Here is a 16,685-nt window from a genome sequence, read left to right on the forward strand (position 1 = left end):
TAGGATGGAGACCATGCCGCACCCCGAGCTGACCGTGTCCACCTCTCCCGCACGCGACGGCGGCGCCGACGCGATCGTCCTGGCCCTTCCGCCGCTCGAGGAGGCGGCGGCGGTCCTGTCCGAGTGGCCCGGCGTGGAGGACGTCCTCCGCGGCGTCGGGTACACGGGCGTGGCGGGAACCACCGTGCGGGTCTTCGCCCCGGCATCCACCGATCTCCCCCTGTTCGTCGTCGGAACCGGCGCAGCGCCGTCGAGCGACGCGATCCGGGATGCCGTCGGTGCTGCGATCCGCACCACCACGGGCTTCGCGAACGTGGCCGTCGCCCTTCCTCATGCAGAGGAGCACTGGCGGGCGGCTGCCGAGGGCGCCGTCCTGGGCGGCTACCGGTTCGAGGGGTACAAGTCGGGTGAGCCCGCCAAGACCCGGGCAGCCCACGTGAGCCTTCACCTGACAGCGGACGTCGATGCCGCCGAACTGCGCGCCGTCGAAGTGGCGGGTTCGGCCGTCGCCCTCGTCAAGGATCTCGTCAACATCCCCGCCGAATGGCTCAGCCCGGCCGATCTCGCCGAGCGCGCGATCGAGGCCGTCGCGGGGCTGCCCGTCGACGTCGAGGTCCTCGACGAGACGGAGCTCGCCGCGCAGGGGTTCGGCGGCATCCTCGGTGTCGGCCAGGGTTCGGACCGCCCGCCGCGCCTCGTCCGTCTCAGCTACTCCCCCGCGGGCGCCGACCGCCACGTCGCCATCGTCGGCAAGGGCATCACGTTCGACACCGGCGGCCTGTCGCTGAAGCCGCCGGCATCCATGGTCGGGATGAAGTTCGACATGGCCGGTGCCGCGACGGCCCTCGCCGTCGTCCGCGCCGCCGCCCAGCGCGAACTCTCCGTCGGGGTCACCGCCTGGCTCTGCATCGCCGACAACATGCCCTCCGGACGCGCGACCCGCCCGGGCGACGTGCTCCGGATGCTCGACGGCACGACCGTCGAGGTCCTGAACACGGATGCCGAGGGCCGCCTCGTCATGGCGGATGGTCTCGTCGCGGCGAGCCGCACGCAGCCCGACGTGATCGTCGACGTCGCGACCCTGACGGGAGCCGTCATCGTCGCCCTCGGCAACCGCCACACGGGCGTCATGGGCGATGACGCCACCGTCGCCCGCTACCTCGAGGCGGCGGCATCCGTCGGAGAAGCCGCGTGGCAGTTGCCGCTCCCCGACCATATGGAGGACGAGCTCGACTCCCCCATCGCCGACATGCGCAACGCGAAGGTGGGCGATCCGGCCGGCGGGACGATGTTCGCCGGCCTGTTCCTGCGCCGATTCGTCGGACGGACGTCGGAGGATGCCGATGCCCCCCGCATCCCGTGGGTGCACCTCGACATCGCCGGCAGCGGCGAGAACAAGGCATCGCCGTTCGGCCCGACGGACAAGGGTCCGACAGCCGCGACCGTGCGATCGCTCCTCGCATTCCTCGAGACGGAGTCGCGATGACCCGTCACGAATTCGACCTCGTCGTCCTCGGCGGTGGCAGCGGCGGGTACGCGGCGGCGATCCGGGCGAGCGAGCTCGGCAAGACCGTCGCGCTGATCGAGAAGGACAAGGTCGGCGGGACGTGCCTGCACCGTGGCTGCGTCCCCACCAAGGCTCTGCTGCACACCGCCGAGATCGCCGATCACGTCCGCGAGGCCGCGACCGTCGGCGTCGACGCCACGCTGACGGGCTTCGACCCCGCACGCATGACTGCGTACCGGGAGGGCATCGTCGCGAAGAAGTACCGCGGCCTGCAGAGCCTGCTCTCAACGCGCGGGATCACCGTCGTCGCCGGCGCCGGACGACTGGGCGCAGAACGGACCATCCTCGTCGGCGACGACGAATACGCCGGCACCGACGTCATCCTCGCCACCGGTTCGCAGACGCGCTCCCTCCCGGGAATCGAACCCGGCGTCCGCATCCTCACGAGCGAGACCGCCCTCACCCTCGACGAGGTGCCGGCCTCCGTCGTCATCCTCGGCGGCGGCGTGATCGGCGTCGAGTTCGCGAGTGCATGGCGTTCGCTGGGCACCGAGGTTCTGATCGTCGAAGCACTGGATCGCCTGCTGCCCGCGGAGGAAGCCGTGTCGAGCAAGGCGCTCGAGCGCGCGTACCGCAAGCGCGGCATCCAGACCGCCCTGTCAACCCGGTGCGAGGGCGTGACCGCACGAGAGGACGGCGTCGCTGTGACCCTCTCGGACGGTCGCGTCGTCGATGCCGATTACGTTCTGGTCGCCGTCGGCCGTGGGCCGGTCACAGACGGACTCGGCCTGGCGGAAGCCGGCGTCGCGCTCGATCGCGGCTTCGTGACCGTCGACGCCGACCTCCGGACGACGGTTCCGCACGTCTGGGCCGTCGGCGACATCGTCCCCGGCCTGCAGCTCGCGCATCGCAGCTTCCAGCAGGGCATCTTCGTCGCCGAGCGGATCGCGGGGCTTTCGCCCGTTCCGGTGCCGGAATCGACGATCCCGCGTGTCTCGTACTCGCACCCCGAGGTCGCCTCGGTCGGGCTGACCGAGGAGCAGGCGCGGGCTGCGCACGGCGACCGGATCACGGCGTTCGAGTTCAACCTCGCCGGCAACGCGAAGAGCGAGATCCTCGGAACAGCGGGGTTCGCCAAGGTCGTCCGGATCACGGACGGACCCGTCGTGGGCGTCCACCTCGTGGGCGACCGCGTGGGCGAGCTCATCACCGAGGGACAGCTCGCGATCGGATGGGAAGCGCACCCCGAGGACATTGCGCCCTTCATCCACGCGCACCCCACTCAGAGCGAAGCCCTCGGCGAGGCCTTCCTCGCTCTCGCGGGCAAGCCCCTCCATACCATCTGACCCCGTCGCACTCGCGACACTAAGCTAGACAGCACATCGCTTTTTCTTGAAGGAGACACAGTCATGAGCACATCCGTGGTCCTCCCCGCGCTCGGTGAGAGCGTCACTGAGGGAACGGTCACCCGCTGGCTCAAGAAGGTCGGTGATTCGGTCCAGGCCGACGAAGGTCTCCTCGAGATCTCGACCGACAAGGTCGACACCGAAATCCCCTCGCCCGTCAGCGGCGTGATCGAGGAGATCCTCGTGGACGAGGACGAGACGGTCGAAATCGGAGCCGTCCTCGCGAAGATCGGCGACGGCTCGTCGGCCCCCGCTGAGTCGGCTCCCGAGGAGCCCGCTGCCGAAGAGCCCGCTGCCGAGGAACCCGCCGCCGAGGAACCCGCCGCCGAGGAGCCCGCGAAGGAAGAGGCACCGGCTCAGTCCGCGCCGGCATCCGCGCCCGCGTCCTCCGGCGACGCGAAGGACGTCGTCCTTCCCGAGCTGGGCGAGAGCGTCACCGAGGGCACCGTCACCCGCTGGCTGAAGCAGGTCGGCGATGACGTCGCCGTCGACGAGCCGCTTCTCGAGATCTCCACCGACAAGGTCGACACGGAGATTCCGTCCCCGATCGCCGGCACGCTCACCGAGATCCTCGTCCAGGAGGACGAGACGGTCGAGGTCGGCGCTGTGCTCGCCCGCGTCGGCTCCGGCGCCGCCGCTGCACCGGCCGAGCCGGCCCCCGCGGCGCCCGCCGAGGAGAAGGCCCCCGAAGCACCCCAGGCCCAGGAGTCGACGCAGGACACTCCCGCGGCTGAGGCGCCGAAGGCTGACGCACCCGCGGCCGAGGCCGAGGCCCCCAAGGCTGAGGCACCTCAGGCTGAAGCGCCTCAGGCCGCACCTGCCGAGGACGGCGTGACCTACGTCACGCCTCTCGTGCGCAAGCTCGCTCAGCAGCACGGTGTCGATCTGTCGACGATCACGGGCAGCGGTGTTGGTGGACGAATCCGCAAGGAGGACGTCCTGAAGGCTGCCGAGGCCCCGAAGACTGACGCAGCTCCGGCTGCCGCAGCACCGGCCCCCGCCGCCGTCGAGGTGTCGCCGCTGCGCGGCACGACGCAGCCCATGTCGCGTCTGCGCAAGGTCCTCGCCAGCCGCGCCGTCGAGTCGATGCAGCAGACCGCTCAGCTGACGACGGTCGTCGAGGTGGATGTCACGAAGCTCGCGAATTACCGCGACTCTGTCAAGGCGTCGTTCCTCGAGAAGACCGGCGACAAGCTGTCGTTCCTGCCGTTCTTCGCTCTGGCCGCCGCCGAGGCGCTGAAGACGTACCCCGTCATCAACTCCACCGTCGACGGCGACCAGATCGTCTACCCGGCGAGCGAGAACCTCTCGATCGCGGTCGACACCGAGCGCGGCCTGCTCACGCCGGTCCTGCGCGACGCGGGCGATAAGAACATCGCTCAGATCGCGCACGAGATCGCCGATCTCGCTGGCCGCACGCGCAACAACAAGCTGAAGCCGGACGAGCTCGCGGGCGGCACGTTCACGCTGACCAACACGGGTTCGCGCGGCGCGCTGTTCGACACGCCCGTCGTGTTCCTGCCGCAGTCGGCGATCCTCGGCACCGGTGTGGTCGTCAAGCGCCCAGGAGTGGTGACGGTCGACGGAAAGGACGCGATCAGCGTCCGTTCCTACGTCTACCTCGCCCTGTCGTACGACCACCGCGTCGTCGACGGTGCGGACGCGGCTCGCTTCCTCAGTGCGATGAAGGCCCGCCTCGAGGCTGCGCAGTTCGAGGGTCAGCTCGGCGTCTGACGCCGTTCGGGCGAAACCCGTCATGGCTGGTCCGCGAGGTCGTACACCTCGCGGACCAGCCATTTCTCTTCCACCCGCACCATGACCAGGACCTGCGTCAGCTCGTCTCCGACGATCTTCACCGCGGCAGCCCCGCCGTACTCATCCACGACGGCCACTCCGTAGCCGCCGGCGGCTGCAGGGATGTTCCCGGGGTCGACCGACTCCTCCCCCCACCGCTCGCGGCACGGCGCGTCCGAACACGCGCTCACCGCGTCGACCAGCCGGCGCGCGGCCGCGACGAGCTCCGCAGGCCCCGTGTCTTCGTGTGCAGGTGGGTCAGCCGGAGCCGAAGACGCCGCTGTCGGGGATGCAGAGGCGGACCTCGGCGGGGCAGTCGAAACGGACCCCACAGCGGCCGCCGGTCGGTCCTTCTCGTCGGTCGGCCACAGGGCTCCCGCCAGGATCACAGCGGTCGCCGCTGACGCCGCGACGAGAACCACTTTCCGCCTGCCCGCCGGGCGTGTCCTCCTCCGACCCCGGACGGCAGAGGTCCGCGTGAACACGGCACGAGTGCGGGCGATGGCGCGACCGACGCGATCGGCGACACCGCCGTCGACGAGTCGGGTGACGAGGTCGCGCACTGCACTCGTCACCCCGGGCCCGGCGGCGTGCTCGCCGGTGGTCCGCAGCCGCGTGGGCGGCGCCGTATCGGCGTCGCGGAGCGAGGTCGGAAGCGGCTCAGGATCGGCCGCCGCGAACAGCAGGTCCTCGACCTCTTCCGATTCGCGGCGCAGCCGGCGTGGATCGTCGATCGCCTCCACCGCGCGATCCAGCGCCGCACGGAGCGGCGGGTTCGCGGGGTCCAGACCTTTGAGAAGTGCGAGCGTGTCGCGCCGCCAGTCCAGTGTCCCCGTGAGCGCGAGGACGGGCCGCCCCTCCGTCGTCACCCACCACCGGCCGCAACTCGCACCCAGCCGGTCCGCCTCTGCCGCACCGCGAAGAGCACTGACGGCGACGGTGACGAGCGCTCCCGGTGACAGTGCGGCATCCCGCACCACATCGTCGAGCTGCACGGGACAGTGAGCCAGGAGGACGCGCGGGCCGTCCGTCGTCGCGGCGGCGTCGATGGGAGCGAGGATGTGCTCCGTGTTCAGCGCCGCCCACGCCGGTGAGGCCGCGACGTCGACCGCGTCCACCCAGACGGTGAGAGGTTCTCCGGCTCGGAGGACGCCGGCGAACGGTGACTCCGCGAGTGTGAGATCGCGGAGGGCTGCGGGCGTCTCGAGAGTGACGGGGTCCATCCCTCCAGCCTGGGAAGCCGGTCAGGGTGCCGACGGCCCAGCCTGGCGGCCGGTGGACAGCCGGCATCCGCTCGACAGTGTGAAGAAGTCTGCGGGGCGCGAAGGTAGGCTGAGCACATGGCATCCCGCAGTACCGCACCTGAGAAACGCCCCGGATTCTTCTCGCAGATCCGCTCGCTCTACACGTTCACGCAGAGCGAGTTCCGCTGGCTGCCGTGGGCGCTCATCGGCGCGGTCCTCATCGGGATCGGAGTGGGCATCGGGATCGGTTTCCTCGTGCCGCCGGTGGAGATCTGGAGCGTCATCCTCTGGGGCGTGAGCGGCCTTCTGATGGGTGTCCTGCTCGCGATGGTCCTCTTGACCCGCCTGTCGACGCGCGTCATGTACCGCAAGCTCGACGGGATGCCGGGAGCCGTGGGACATGTTCTGTCGACGGGCCTCGGCCGCAGCTGGGTGACCTCGGAGATGCCGGTGGGCGTGAACCCCCGAACGCAGGATGCCGTCTACCGCGCCGTCGGGCGCGGCGGTGTGGTCATCATCGGCGAGGGAGCCCGTGGACGCCTGACGCGGCTCATCAACGACGAGCGCAAGAAGGTCTCGCGGGTGGCATCCGGGATCCACGTCGAGGTCCTCTACGTCGGCGACGGCGAGGGCGACATCCACATCTCCAAACTCGCCAAGACGATCAAGTCGCTGCCCAAGAACGTCGACCGTGCGACACTCGCCGCCGTCGTCAAGCGCATCGAATCGGTCTCGCAGTCGGTGACCTCGCTTCCGATCCCCAAGGGGATCGATCCGGCGCGCGCCCGGGCGCAGCGGCCCCGCTGACCCGGTTCACCCTCTGACAAGGACGGTGCCGACGGCTTTGTCATGGAGTCCGCGCTGATCGGCGTCCCAGATGACCGCCGGCAGGACGACGACGAGCAAGACCGTGCGGATGATCGGGCGCCACAGTCCCGGCCATCCACCGCGGGCCAGTTCGACGCGCATCCCCAGGATGCGATGCCCCGGGCTTCCCCCGATCGTGGGGATGAAGACGACCTGCAGAACGGCGAAGACGATCATCGGCGCGAACAGTGTCCACCCGGCCTTCTCGGGCAGAGCGAACTGGTCGTATCCGAAGAACGCAGTCGCCAGGATGGTCGCTGCCGCGTAGTCGATGAAGAGCGCGCCGATACGACGACCGGGGCGACCGATACTGCCGCGGCCGGTGGCGGGACGGCCCAACCGTTCTCCGGGATGATCGGGCGAGGACGAGGTCACCGCTTCAGACTAATCGCGCCCACGTAACATCCTCGAAACATCGGGGACACTGCCGAGCAACTGCTTCCCGATAGGTTCGAGGAGCGCCTGATCCGACGGGCGTCGACATCGCACCCGATCTTGGAGACTCCATGTTCAAAGATTCTTCCGAGGTGCTTGCTTTCATCAAGGACGAGGACGTCAAGTTCCTCGACATCCGTTTCACGGATCTGCCTGGTGTCCAGCAGCACTTCAACATCCCGGCCTCGACCGTTGACGAGGAGTTCTTCACGGTCGGCCAGCTCTTCGACGGCTCCTCGATCCGCGGCTTCGCGAACATCCACGAGTCCGACATGCAGCTGATCCCGGATGTCACGACGGCCTACCTGGACCAGTTCCGCGAGGCGAAGACGCTCGTCATGATCTTCGACATCTACAACCCGCGCACCGGCGAGATCTACCACAAGGACCCGCGCCAGGTCGCCAAGAAGGCGGAGAAGTACCTCGCCTCCACCGGCATCGCCGACACCGCGTTCTTCGCGCCCGAGGCGGAGTTCTACATCTTCGATGACGTTCGCTACGAGGTGAAGCAGAACTCGAGCTTCTACTCCGTCGACTCCGAGGAAGGCGCGTGGAACACCGGTCGTGTCGAAGAAGGCGGAAACCTCGCCAACAAGACGCCGTACAAGGGTGGGTACTTCCCAGTCAGCCCGGTCGATAAGACGGCCGACCTCCGCGACGACATCACCCTCAAGCTGATCGAGTCCGGCTTCGTGCTCGAGCGCTCGCACCACGAGGTGGGCACGGGTGGCCAGCAGGAGATCAACTACCGCTTCGACACCATGGTGCACTCGGCGGACGACATCCTGAAGTTCAAGTACATCGTCAAGAACACCTGCGAGGAGTGGGGCAAGGTCGCGACCTTCATGCCCAAGCCCCTCTTCGGCGACAACGGCTCCGGCATGCACACGCACCAGTCGCTGTGGCTCGACGGCAAGCCGCTGTTCTACGACGAGAAGGGCTACGGCGGGCTTTCGGACACCGCTCGCTGGTACATCGGCGGCCTGCTCGCGCACGCCCCCGCGGTCCTCGCCTTCACGAACCCGACGATCAACTCGTACAAGCGACTGGTCAAGGGCTACGAGGCGCCCGTCAACCTGGTCTACTCGGCGGGCAACCGTTCGGCTGCGATCCGCATCCCGATCACCGGCTCGAACCCGAAGGCCAAGCGCATCGAGTTCCGCGCTCCGGATGCCTCCGGTAACCCGTACCTCGCCTTCGCGGCGCAGATGATGGCCGGCCTGGACGGCATCATCAACCGCATCGAGCCGCACGAGCCGGTCGACAAGGACCTGTACGAGCTGCCGCCCGAGGAAGCGAAGAACATCCCGCAGGTCCCGAACTCGCTCCTCGACTCGCTCGAGGCTCTGCGGGCCGACCACGAGTTCCTCACCCGCGGCAATGTGTTCACGCCCGAGCTCATCGAGACGTGGATCGAGTACAAGATCGAGAACGAGATCAAGCCGATCGCGGCACGCCCGCACCCCTTCGAGTACGAGCTGTACTTCGGAGTGTAGCCAGATGGCGCGGGATTCCCGGGCCTAGTCCGCAGGGAGTCCGCAGGATCTCCGAAAGAGCCCGTCTCAGCACATCGCTGGGACGGGCTCTCTCGTACTCTGGCGGCATGGCATCCCAGGTATTCGACCGGCGCACGGTGGACGTCGAGGGTCTCGGCACCCTGACCGTCACAATCAAGCACGGCGTCACTCACGACGGCACCGCGACTCCGTGGCAGCTCGTCGGCATAGAGGATGAGATCGAGCTCAGCGAGACTGACCGGCTCGCGGTGCGTCGAGCCGTCCGGGCGCTTCCGTTCTGACCAGCGCAGCTGAGACAGCGGCCCGCGAGGACTCGTCGCGATCGGGCCACATGTGACCGTAGGTGTCGAGCGTCGTCTTCGCCGACGCGTGCCGCAGGCGGGCCTGCACGGTCTTGATGTCGAGGCCAGCGGCGATGAGCAGGCTTGCGAAGTAGTGCCGCAGGTCGTGGATGCGGAATCCGGCAGGCAACCCGTCCACGGTCTCGCGTGCCACCGAGAACGCCTGCTCGATCGTGTACGGCGACACGGAACGGCCGAACGCGCCGACGACGATGGTGTCGCTCCCCCACTGCACCGGGTTCGCATTCAGCATGACGGCGAGCTCGGCGGGGATCGGGATCGGGTTCTTCGACGCTTCGGTCTTCAGCTCCTCGGCGGGGTACTGGATCGCGGGCGTGACGATCCCCCGCATGAAGTCGACGTCCTCGACCCGCAGAGCAGCAATCTCGGCGACTCGTAGGCCAACGAACGCGCCGAGGAGCACGACAGACCGGAAGTGCGCCGGCAGGGCGTCGTGCAACTGCCACACCTGCTTCGTCGTCGCGACGTAGGGTCGCTGCTTGGGCGCCGGCGGAGACGTGCGCCTTGAGCACGGCGATCGCGGAATCAGCCCGTCATGTACAGCGTCCGTGAAGAGCTGCGACAGGCGCCTGTGGAGCGCGTAGGTGGTGCTGGGCGCGTACCCCCGGGCCGTGAGTGACGCGACCCACGTGTTCACTTCAGAGGGTCGCACAGCCTTCAGGGGACGGTGTCCGAGATCAGCGACGATCACCCGGAGATGCACCCTTGCCTGCCGGACCGTCGATGCACGATTCCGCTCGTAACCCTGCAGCCAGATGTCAGCCCACGCCCTCAGGGTCATCCGAGCTCGCGCCGGCTCCGTGTGCGTTCCGGTGACCAGCGCGGCCGTCTGCTCGTCGACCCACCGCTGACCGTCCCGCTTTGTGGAGAAGTGGCGCGCGTGCTCCTTGCCCGCGTCATCGCGGTAGCGAGCGCGCCAGGCGCCGTCAGGGCGCTGCTTGATCGAGGCCATTGCCGTGCGCCCCCCATTCGCTGCGGATCCGCTCGACCTGGTCTTCCCAGTAGACACGGAGGGGGCTCGACACCACGCCTTCGGCGATATGACCTCGCGCCTCGAGTTCAGCCAGGCTCTCATGCGGCCCGCCCTGGACGACGTTCATCACCCATCGGGGTGATACCGCGCCCATGAAGACCCCTGACGGTCTTGGATCGCCACCCAACAGCCGGAATGACGCCTGCGCGTCTCGCAGGTTGCTCTCTGCCGCCTGGTGTGCGCGCATCAGCCGGCTCGCGATGGGTCGATCATCCTCGTCAAGCCCATCGAGGAAGGCGTCTGCCGGCGGGGAGCCCATCAGGGCACCCTGATTGAGGAGTTCGTTGAACTCCTCGGTATCGGCGTCTGGGCTGAGCTTGCCGAATATCCTGATGTCCCGCGCGAGACGATCGGCTCTGTCCTGGAGTCGCGCGAGCAGCCGTCCACCACGGATGAGTGCCCGGGCCTTTCGTCCCGCCTTCCCGTAAGTGGCGAAGACTGTTGCTCCGATCGGGTAAAGCACGACCGCGTCGAGCGCCTCCAGCTCTCGCATGAACTCAGCAAGTTCGTCGTCGTCCCCGTAGTCAGCGTCAGACCCGCTCAGCCAGTCAACGGACTCGATCACACGGGGGTGCGCTCCGGGCTGGCCCTCGGGTTCGTGAATCTCGTGCGCCGAGAGCGGATGTTCGATCGGGAAGAGGAGCGCCGCAGGCGGAATCCGGAGCGCCGCACTGACCGCGAGTAGCTCGTCGACCGTCATGTCGCTTCGGCGACCGTTTTCGATGTTGGTGATGACGGATCTCGTCAGCCCGCTCTCGTCTGCCAGCCTCTGGGCGCTCCAGCCCTCTTCTTTCCTGTAGAGCGAAAGCCGCCTCCCGATTGATTCAACGTCTTGCGCCATAAAGACACACTATCTGACTTCTTGCGCCACACATAGACATATGCAAGAGTGATCCAAAGAGGCGCAAGCTACCGGCATTTTGCGCCATAGCGACACAAGGAGTCTCATGTCTGAAAAGCTGCTTTTCATCTCGGAGGTCGCACATCGCCTGCGCCGCTCCCCAAATCAGATCCGTTGGATGCTCCAGCAGGGCACCGCCCCGAAGCACGCGAAGATCGCCGGCCGGATCGTGTTCCGCGAATCTGACGTCGAAAAGTTCATCGATGACGCGTTCGCGGAGGCGTCCTGATGGCCAGCCCTCTTGACATGCTCCACGACCTCCGCAAACGCGTGTCGAGGCTCGAGATGCAGCGGCCGAGCGTACAGCTCGGTTCACACCGACCGGCAGCGCTGCGACACCGGCAAGACACGGACAGCATCGCGATTATTCGCTACCTGCAGACCAGCATCACCAAGCGAGACGAGGACCGCGACACCGAAGCGATCCTCGTCTGGCTCACAAAAAAGGGCCGCCCCGCGGCAACGGGACGGCCCTGAAGTCACCTGAAAGGCAACGAACTATGAGAACCATACACTCCACCCCCGAAATGCTCGACATCAACAGCATCAGCGAGCGGTACCCGCACCTCACGATCTCCGACGTCCTCGCGAAGATCCCGCACACCGACGACTACCGGTGGAAGGGCGAGGACGTCCGCGCCTACATCGCCACCGAGCCGAACGTTCAGTGCCCGTGGCACTGGTGCGAGGTCGACCACTCAAAGGACGAAACCGACAACGACCGCGAGTACCACCGCAAGGAAGTCCAGATCTCAGAAATCAGCGTCTGCTTCGCGCTCAACGAAGGAGAGCCCCGCCTCGTGTGGCTCCCGGACTTCGAGGAGTGGACATTCGACCCGACCGAGACCGAAGACCTGCTGCTCCTCTCGGAAGCGTTCGCGACCATCCACGCGATGTACCGCGCGTTCCTCCAGGAGGTCACAGCATGACCACCAACCACATGGTCCTTAATCGAGAGATCGTCGCAACCGTCGACTTCCAGCGGCAGCGCAATGAATGGACCCTGGCCTTCGACCTCGGCGAGTGGGTTGTCCAGGCGATCGCCCGCGGCGACCTCGGAACAGAGATCGAATTCGAACTCGCCGATCTCCAATCGATCGTCGACCAGATCAGCATCCACGCCCGCGCCTGGTTCGCCTCGCTCCGGGAGGGAGGTGGTACCACGTAGCGCCGAGGCGTTGCGTCTGCAACGCCTTTCCCCTCTGTAGCTCAGTGGATGAGCGCCCGCCTTCTAAGCGTGGATGACGTCGGTTCGAATCCGGCCAGAGGGACGCGAGCAGGAAGGCCGCAAAAAGGATTCAAACAAGGGAGACCAATGATGGCGAGCCGCTATGAGCGTGCAGCATCACTCGTGAAGTCGTATCGGGCGCAGTGGGGCGAGTTGCAGGACGCCGACCGCGACCTCATCGAAGTGCTGAAGTTCTGCCACTACGCGGAGATCGAGGGAGGGAGCGCCGCCGAGTTGATCGACAGCATCACGACCTACATCGAGACAGCGTTCACCCCCGAAGCTGTGAGCTTCGATGAGCCCGAGGCCGATGACGAGGAATGATCCCGTTCGACCGTCTCTCGTCCGATTGGGCGGGCTATGCACTTGAGAGGAGGAAGACATGACGTGGACGCGACTCGACGACTCGTGGACGGATCAGCCCAGGCTGGAGGAACTCGACTTCGCCACCAGGTGGCACTATCTCTGCCTCATCCAGTTCGCGTGTCGGAACAGCCGGTATGACGGTCTCATTCGACATGTGGACGCCCGACGGGCGTCGGACCATCCGACACCCGCGAACGCGAATTCGGCTCTCGAGCAAGCCGGCCTGTTGGTCGTAGAGGGCAGCGCGTACCGACTCGTGGACATCGAGGAGCACGTGCCCCCGCCGCACGTGCGTAAATCGGCCGAGCAGGCCAAGGTACGGAAACGCCGGGAGCGGGCACACAAGGGTGGGGATCACAGCCTGTGTCTTCCCGGGAAGTGCCCCACGATCCCCCTCCCCCCAGATGATGTCACGCGTGACAGTCACGCAGATGTCACGCGTGACATCGGGACGGGACGGGACGGGACGGGACAGGCAGTTATGGCAACGGTTACGAACAACGTGACTTCTTGGCCAACCGCGATTCCTGGAGAGCCGAGAAGAACGGCATGAGTTCGGACGCGTTGGATTTTGGAGGGGCTGAGATGGAGGTCCAGGGCATGGCTTCTGATGATGGTCGGTCTTGTGTACGAGGTTGCACGGTGCGAGATGTGCACTATGCGGCTTGCTCCAACCTGCTGAGCGGAGGAGAGAAGGAGTGCGTCGGGTGTAAGCCGCGGCGCGCGCGAGCTGGGGCTTTGATCTGTGAGGGTTGCTTCCGGTCTATCCGGCGTCTATTGGAGGAGGCGCCTGATCTGGTTGCGCATCTTCTTCTGGTCGCTGACCCGGCGCGTGCTCGCAGGTTGAGCCCTATTCGCGTGATGGCCTCACCTGAGCTGACGGTTGCTCCGATTTCGGCTGATCTGGTGGACGCGATGAATGATGTGGTCGCGACCCTGCTTAGTTGGGGTTTCCGGGTGCAAAACCCCGCGTCCGAGCTCCCTCGCTTTGGAATGCCAGCAGGCGCTGGGGTCGCATGGGTGACGTCAGAGGTCGGGGGTGCGTGCGACGCGCTTCTCTTGGCATTGCCCAAGGTGGCGAATGACAAGGCTCAGGCGGTCGCGCTCGGCGACGCTGTCCTGGGGCGGTCGGACACTTACTGGTCGCTCGCTGATGCGGCACGCCGATGGCCGTCGCATGTCCATCGACGGTGGGCAGATGTGCCGTGCCCGAAATGCGACCTGAAGGTGGTGGAAGTGCTCGAGAGCACTCAGGCCGATCTCATGCGGTACCGGTGCTCGAGTTGCGAGTGGACCGCTGATTCGGTCGACGACGATGGACTGTGGCTCGACCTGTTTACTCTGGGCGAGGAGGTCGAAGTGCGCCCTCATGATCCGCGCTGGTTGACACGACCCGAGGCGGCTCGCTTGGCGCGAGCGACCCCGGCGACGGTGATGCGGTGGGCAGAACGATCGATGGTGCGGAGCCAGCTCGGACGGTACTGGCGCGATGACGTTGTGGTCATGGCCGAGCGAAGGGCGGCAACAGCATGAGCGGGTGGATCACTGTCGGCGATGCGGCCGTGCGTGTTGGCAAGTCCCGGAGAACGATTCGCTCGTGGATCAGCGGCGGTCATCTGGTGGAGCTTCTTGGCCGGGTCCGTGAGGCTGATGTTGTGCGGGTAGACCGCGAGATGCGCGCCAGGATGTCCGCTGGACGGCCCTCCACCCGTCGCGGACGCCCGCCTACTTCCTAATGCCGGCGGCGTGCCCGCGCCGGTTGTTCCCACGGATCAATATGCCACGCCGCTCTGGGATCGAGCACTCCTTCAGCCGCTCCCCTCTTCGCGTCGTAGCGAACTGCAGCCTCCATCAGCTCAAGGGACGTCGTATTCAGGAACGCCGCGGCCGCCGCAAGCTCGTCGAGACTGAAGGCGTACTTGCCATTGACCTTGCCGTAGAGCGTCGGGGCACTTATCCCAAGTACCTCGATCAGCTCAACCTTTGCGTGGCCCCCGCGGGCCAGCTCTGCGCGTACGGACGCTGCTATACCTTCTGTGGAAGGGCTACCTACACGATCGACTTTCGCCCGCGCGTCGAGGCGCGCGAGTAGGTCCCGGATCTGGGAAAGGAGCCCGACGATTTCTGACTCATCTGTTGACACAGACGACAGGCTACTTCAGGAGGAATACCCGGTGAGCCGGTAATTAGCGACCCTATTGGGTGACCGGCTGGGGTACTTAGCGCACGTCCCCGATAGTAGTCACGCGGGAGGCGGCAACCCAGGCATCCACCTCCGTTACAAGGTAGACAACGGTCCGCAAAGTGGGCTTGTAGTACGTCGGCGGCGCTCGGCGCTTTCGGAGATCCTCGAGCTTGTCGAGCGTCATGCCAGGGACGCGGGAGACGACGTCTTCGGGTGATAGCCAGACAGGATCCAGGGACGCGGATGAGCTACCCACGCGCGCGGGCCTGGAGCCTTTGCTTCCTTGAGCGAGCAGGTCGCGGATCTGCTTCAAGAGATCGATGATCTCCGGCTCTCGGTTCGACATGAGTGGACGCTAACGCACCGACAACCCATCGGTCAGGCTCCAGGTTCGGGCTCCGCTTACGATTCGCCATCGTGGCTCCGCGTAGCGCCCGGACCCGGCCAACAGGCATATGGCTGGACCCCAGCTCAGGCGATAGTGAGCCGCTAGCTTCCGTTGTAGACGTACGACGATCGAAACCCCTTGGACCTGATCAGCCCGAAGGGTTTCTTCATTTGCCGGATTGTGCGGGTCACTCGCTGGGCTCGGCGCGATCGAACCCCTCGATCACCTTCTTCACTCGATAGCCGATCGCCTCGGTCACTTATCTGACTGGAAGCGTCTGCGTCGGTCAGCTCTGCAGTCCGCACTTGAAAATTGATGCTGGCTCACCAGCTTGTGACGCCCCTATGCTTCGAACGCGCGGGGCCATGGGGGCCCCGCATGTTCTGGGGAGAACTAATGCGCAAATCAGCGTCCACGCGATCGCGAGTGGGGGTCGCGGTCATTGCCGCTGCGGTCGGCTTCGGTCTTCTGGCGGCCCCGAGCTCCGCCTCGGCCGCCGAACGAACCACGGTGGTGCTCGGCAAGATCGCTGCCGCCAGTGGCGGGACGGTCACCGCGGGGAAGGTCATCGTCCTTTCGGGACGAGCGTCCTCAAACCTGAAAGGCAAGAAGCTGATCGTTCAGGTGAAGGCGGGGGCGACTTGGCGGACGCTGAGCGCAACGCCGACCGTCACGTCGAAGCAGACCTTCGCCGCGAAGGTGAAGGCTGTGGGCCTCGGGACGACGACCTACCGCATCGTCTACCCCGGCACGACGGCCGGCAAGGATCTCAGCCGGTCGACAAGCAGCCGCAGCACAGTCGTCTGGCAGTGGTTCCCGCTAGCCGGGCAGAAGACGGTCGACTCGAAAGCAAGCTACGGCTGGTACGAGCCGTACGCTCAGGCAGCCGCGATGGCAGGCGTCTATTACCCCGAGGCTATTGCCGGGAGCTCGAAGAATGACCGCACATCGTGGTCGGAGTTCAATCTCTCGTTCCAGTGCAAGCAGTTCTCCGCCCTCGCGGGCACAGACGACTCATCGCCTTCCGACAGTTCCGGAACCAGCTACATCACCGTCGATAGCACCACACCATCGAAGGGATCCGTCCCGCTCAAGCTGGGGAAGCCCACCGCCATCAGCCTGAACGTCACCGACGCCATGCGCTTGCGACTCTCGGTCATCTCGCCAAACTCCGACGCAGTCACCGCCGTGTGGGCCAACGCGAAGATCCTCTGCAAGAAGGACGTGAACCCGAAAGACTGAGCCGTACCGCACGAAGATGCCCCTCGGACCTGGTCAGGCCGAGGGGTTTCTTCGTCACATGAAACCGGCACCGTTAGCCGTTCGATCGTCTCCTCGCGCGTGAAACGGTCGTGAGGGTCAATCCTCTGCAGGAACTCGTCGACGGCGTCCATGTTCTGCACGCCCGGACTGTCTGGGCCATGCGCTCGCGTCGTGGTGCGTCGCGAGATC

At 66.3% G+C, this 16,685-nt stretch carries 19 protein-coding genes and 1 tRNA gene; 14 read left to right on the forward strand and 6 right to left on the reverse strand.

Annotated elements, in window-relative coordinates:
- Window positions 1-13: 13 nt before the first annotated feature.
- From Q9S78_RS11880 to sucB, 3 genes are all read left to right on the forward strand, one after another.
- Window positions 14-1,486, forward strand: coding sequence for a leucyl aminopeptidase (locus Q9S78_RS11880; RefSeq protein WP_311870349.1), 1,473 nt, complete (start codon window positions 14-16; stop codon window positions 1,484-1,486).
- A complete protein-coding gene (gene lpdA / locus Q9S78_RS11885) occupies window positions 1,483-2,853 on the forward strand; it encodes a dihydrolipoyl dehydrogenase (protein WP_311870350.1) in 1,371 nt (456 codons plus the stop codon). The genes Q9S78_RS11880 and lpdA overlap by 4 nt, the downstream gene beginning before the upstream one ends.
- A gap of 63 nt (window positions 2,854-2,916) precedes the next feature.
- The gene (sucB, locus tag Q9S78_RS11890) at window positions 2,917-4,647 is read left to right on the forward strand and encodes a 2-oxoglutarate dehydrogenase, E2 component, dihydrolipoamide succinyltransferase (RefSeq protein WP_311870352.1); all 1,731 of its coding nucleotides are present in this window, start codon (window positions 2,917-2,919) and stop codon (window positions 4,645-4,647) included.
- Between the two features lie 20 nt (window positions 4,648-4,667).
- Here the strand turns inward: sucB and Q9S78_RS11895 are convergent, their stop codons facing one another.
- Window positions 4,668-5,930 (reverse strand): hypothetical protein, encoded by a 1,263-nt coding sequence (locus Q9S78_RS11895; RefSeq protein ID WP_311870353.1) that lies wholly within the window; start codon window positions 5,928-5,930, stop codon window positions 4,668-4,670.
- Window positions 5,931-6,047: 117 nt separating this feature from the next.
- Between Q9S78_RS11895 and Q9S78_RS11900 the strand changes: the two genes are divergently transcribed.
- Window positions 6,048-6,758, forward strand: a complete 711-nt coding sequence (locus Q9S78_RS11900; RefSeq protein ID WP_018186669.1) for a DUF4191 domain-containing protein — start codon at window positions 6,048-6,050, stop codon at window positions 6,756-6,758.
- Window positions 6,759-6,764: 6 nt separating this feature from the next.
- Here the strand turns inward: Q9S78_RS11900 and Q9S78_RS11905 are convergent, their stop codons facing one another.
- Window positions 6,765-7,193: an RDD family protein gene (locus tag Q9S78_RS11905; protein ID WP_116229164.1), complete on the reverse strand. Its 429-nt coding sequence runs from the start codon at window positions 7,191-7,193 to the stop codon at window positions 6,765-6,767.
- A gap of 131 nt (window positions 7,194-7,324) precedes the next feature.
- Between Q9S78_RS11905 and glnA the strand changes: the two genes are divergently transcribed.
- Window positions 7,325-8,749, forward strand: a complete 1,425-nt coding sequence (gene glnA / locus Q9S78_RS11910) for a type I glutamate--ammonia ligase (RefSeq protein WP_018186667.1) — start codon at window positions 7,325-7,327, stop codon at window positions 8,747-8,749.
- 107 nt (window positions 8,750-8,856) lie between these two features.
- Window positions 8,857-9,051: a hypothetical protein gene (locus Q9S78_RS11915; protein WP_311870355.1), complete on the forward strand. Its 195-nt coding sequence runs from the start codon at window positions 8,857-8,859 to the stop codon at window positions 9,049-9,051.
- Here the strand turns inward: Q9S78_RS11915 and Q9S78_RS11920 are convergent.
- Together Q9S78_RS11920 and Q9S78_RS11925 are read right to left on the reverse strand one after the other, a co-directional pair.
- Complete coding sequence (locus Q9S78_RS11920) at window positions 8,996-9,580, reverse strand: tyrosine-type recombinase/integrase (RefSeq protein WP_311870357.1); 585 nt, start codon at window positions 9,578-9,580, stop codon at window positions 8,996-8,998. The two genes, Q9S78_RS11915 and Q9S78_RS11920, sit on opposite strands and share 56 nt — an antisense overlap.
- Window positions 9,581-10,058: 478 nt before the next feature.
- Window positions 10,059-11,006 carry a helix-turn-helix domain-containing protein gene (locus Q9S78_RS11925; RefSeq protein ID WP_311870359.1) on the reverse strand — a complete coding sequence of 316 codons (948 nt, stop codon included), beginning with the start codon at window positions 11,004-11,006 and terminating at the stop codon, window positions 10,059-10,061.
- Between the two features lie 106 nt (window positions 11,007-11,112).
- Between Q9S78_RS11925 and Q9S78_RS11930 the strand changes: the two genes are divergently transcribed.
- The 7 genes from Q9S78_RS11930 (at window position 11,113) to Q9S78_RS11960 (ending at window position 14,193) form a co-directional block, all read left to right on the forward strand.
- Window positions 11,113-11,295 carry a helix-turn-helix transcriptional regulator gene (locus tag Q9S78_RS11930; protein WP_311870361.1) on the forward strand — a complete coding sequence of 61 codons (183 nt, stop codon included), beginning with the start codon at window positions 11,113-11,115 and terminating at the stop codon, window positions 11,293-11,295.
- Complete coding sequence (locus Q9S78_RS11935; RefSeq protein WP_311870362.1) at window positions 11,295-11,543, forward strand: hypothetical protein; 249 nt, start codon at window positions 11,295-11,297, stop codon at window positions 11,541-11,543. The genes Q9S78_RS11930 and Q9S78_RS11935 overlap by 1 nt, the downstream gene beginning before the upstream one ends.
- Window positions 11,544-11,566: 23 nt before the next feature.
- Window positions 11,567-11,995 carry a hypothetical protein gene (locus Q9S78_RS11940; protein WP_311870363.1) on the forward strand — a complete coding sequence of 143 codons (429 nt, stop codon included), beginning with the start codon at window positions 11,567-11,569 and terminating at the stop codon, window positions 11,993-11,995.
- Window positions 11,992-12,234 carry a hypothetical protein gene (locus Q9S78_RS11945; protein WP_311870365.1) on the forward strand — a complete coding sequence of 81 codons (243 nt, stop codon included), beginning with the start codon at window positions 11,992-11,994 and terminating at the stop codon, window positions 12,232-12,234. Before Q9S78_RS11940 ends, Q9S78_RS11945 begins: the two co-directional genes overlap by 4 nt.
- 30 nt (window positions 12,235-12,264) lie before the next feature.
- Window positions 12,265-12,337, forward strand: a tRNA-Arg gene (locus Q9S78_RS11950).
- An 80-nt stretch (window positions 12,338-12,417) separates the two neighbouring features.
- Entirely contained in the window at window positions 12,418-12,618 is a 201-nt protein-coding gene (locus tag Q9S78_RS11955) for a hypothetical protein (protein WP_311870366.1), read from the forward strand.
- A gap of 1,101 nt (window positions 12,619-13,719) precedes the next feature.
- Window positions 13,720-14,193, forward strand: a complete 474-nt coding sequence (locus Q9S78_RS11960) for a hypothetical protein (protein WP_311870368.1) — start codon at window positions 13,720-13,722, stop codon at window positions 14,191-14,193.
- A 199-nt stretch (window positions 14,194-14,392) separates the two neighbouring features.
- On the opposite strand, the gene Q9S78_RS11965 is transcribed toward Q9S78_RS11960, so the two are convergent.
- On the reverse strand, window positions 14,393-14,803 hold the full coding sequence (locus Q9S78_RS11965) for a hypothetical protein (RefSeq protein ID WP_311870370.1): 411 nt from the start codon (window positions 14,801-14,803) through the stop codon (window positions 14,393-14,395).
- Between the two features lie 76 nt (window positions 14,804-14,879).
- Window positions 14,880-15,191, reverse strand: a complete 312-nt coding sequence (locus Q9S78_RS11970) for a hypothetical protein (RefSeq protein WP_311870371.1) — start codon at window positions 15,189-15,191, stop codon at window positions 14,880-14,882.
- Window positions 15,192-15,611: 420 nt separating this feature from the next.
- Here Q9S78_RS11970 and Q9S78_RS11975 point away from each other — a divergent pair, with 420 nt between their 5' ends.
- On the forward strand, window positions 15,612-16,475 hold the full coding sequence (locus Q9S78_RS11975; RefSeq protein WP_311870373.1) for an NPCBM/NEW2 domain-containing protein: 864 nt from the start codon (window positions 15,612-15,614) through the stop codon (window positions 16,473-16,475).
- Window positions 16,476-16,685: the final 210 nt, after the last annotated feature.

Origin of the sequence: Microbacterium aquilitoris, assembly GCF_031932285.1 — a bacterium.
GTDB classification, from domain to species: Bacteria; Actinomycetota; Actinomycetes; order Actinomycetales; family Microbacteriaceae; genus Microbacterium; species Microbacterium aquilitoris.

Coding starts and splice junctions, on each gene's coding strand:
- Q9S78_RS11880 (WP_311870349.1), top strand. CDS start 14: ATGCCGCACCCCGAGCTGACCGTGTCCACCTCTCCCGCACGCGACGGC.
- lpdA (WP_311870350.1), top strand. CDS start 1,483: ATGACCCGTCACGAATTCGACCTCGTCGTCCTCGGCGGTGGCAGCGGC.
- sucB (WP_311870352.1), top strand. CDS start 2,917: ATGAGCACATCCGTGGTCCTCCCCGCGCTCGGTGAGAGCGTCACTGAG.
- Q9S78_RS11895 (WP_311870353.1), bottom strand. CDS start 5,930: ATGGACCCCGTCACTCTCGAGACGCCCGCAGCCCTCCGCGATCTCACA.
- Q9S78_RS11900 (WP_018186669.1), top strand. CDS start 6,048: ATGGCATCCCGCAGTACCGCACCTGAGAAACGCCCCGGATTCTTCTCG.
- glnA (WP_018186667.1), top strand. CDS start 7,325: ATGTTCAAAGATTCTTCCGAGGTGCTTGCTTTCATCAAGGACGAGGAC.
- Q9S78_RS11915 (WP_311870355.1), top strand. CDS start 8,857: ATGGCATCCCAGGTATTCGACCGGCGCACGGTGGACGTCGAGGGTCTC.
- Q9S78_RS11925 (WP_311870359.1), bottom strand. CDS start 11,006: ATGGCGCAAGACGTTGAATCAATCGGGAGGCGGCTTTCGCTCTACAGG.
- Q9S78_RS11930 (WP_311870361.1), top strand. CDS start 11,113: ATGTCTGAAAAGCTGCTTTTCATCTCGGAGGTCGCACATCGCCTGCGC.
- Q9S78_RS11935 (WP_311870362.1), top strand. CDS start 11,295: ATGGCCAGCCCTCTTGACATGCTCCACGACCTCCGCAAACGCGTGTCG.
- Q9S78_RS11940 (WP_311870363.1), top strand. CDS start 11,567: ATGAGAACCATACACTCCACCCCCGAAATGCTCGACATCAACAGCATC.
- Q9S78_RS11945 (WP_311870365.1), top strand. CDS start 11,992: ATGACCACCAACCACATGGTCCTTAATCGAGAGATCGTCGCAACCGTC.
- Q9S78_RS11970 (WP_311870371.1), bottom strand. CDS start 15,191: ATGTCGAACCGAGAGCCGGAGATCATCGATCTCTTGAAGCAGATCCGC.
- Q9S78_RS11975 (WP_311870373.1), top strand. CDS start 15,612: ATGTTCTGGGGAGAACTAATGCGCAAATCAGCGTCCACGCGATCGCGA.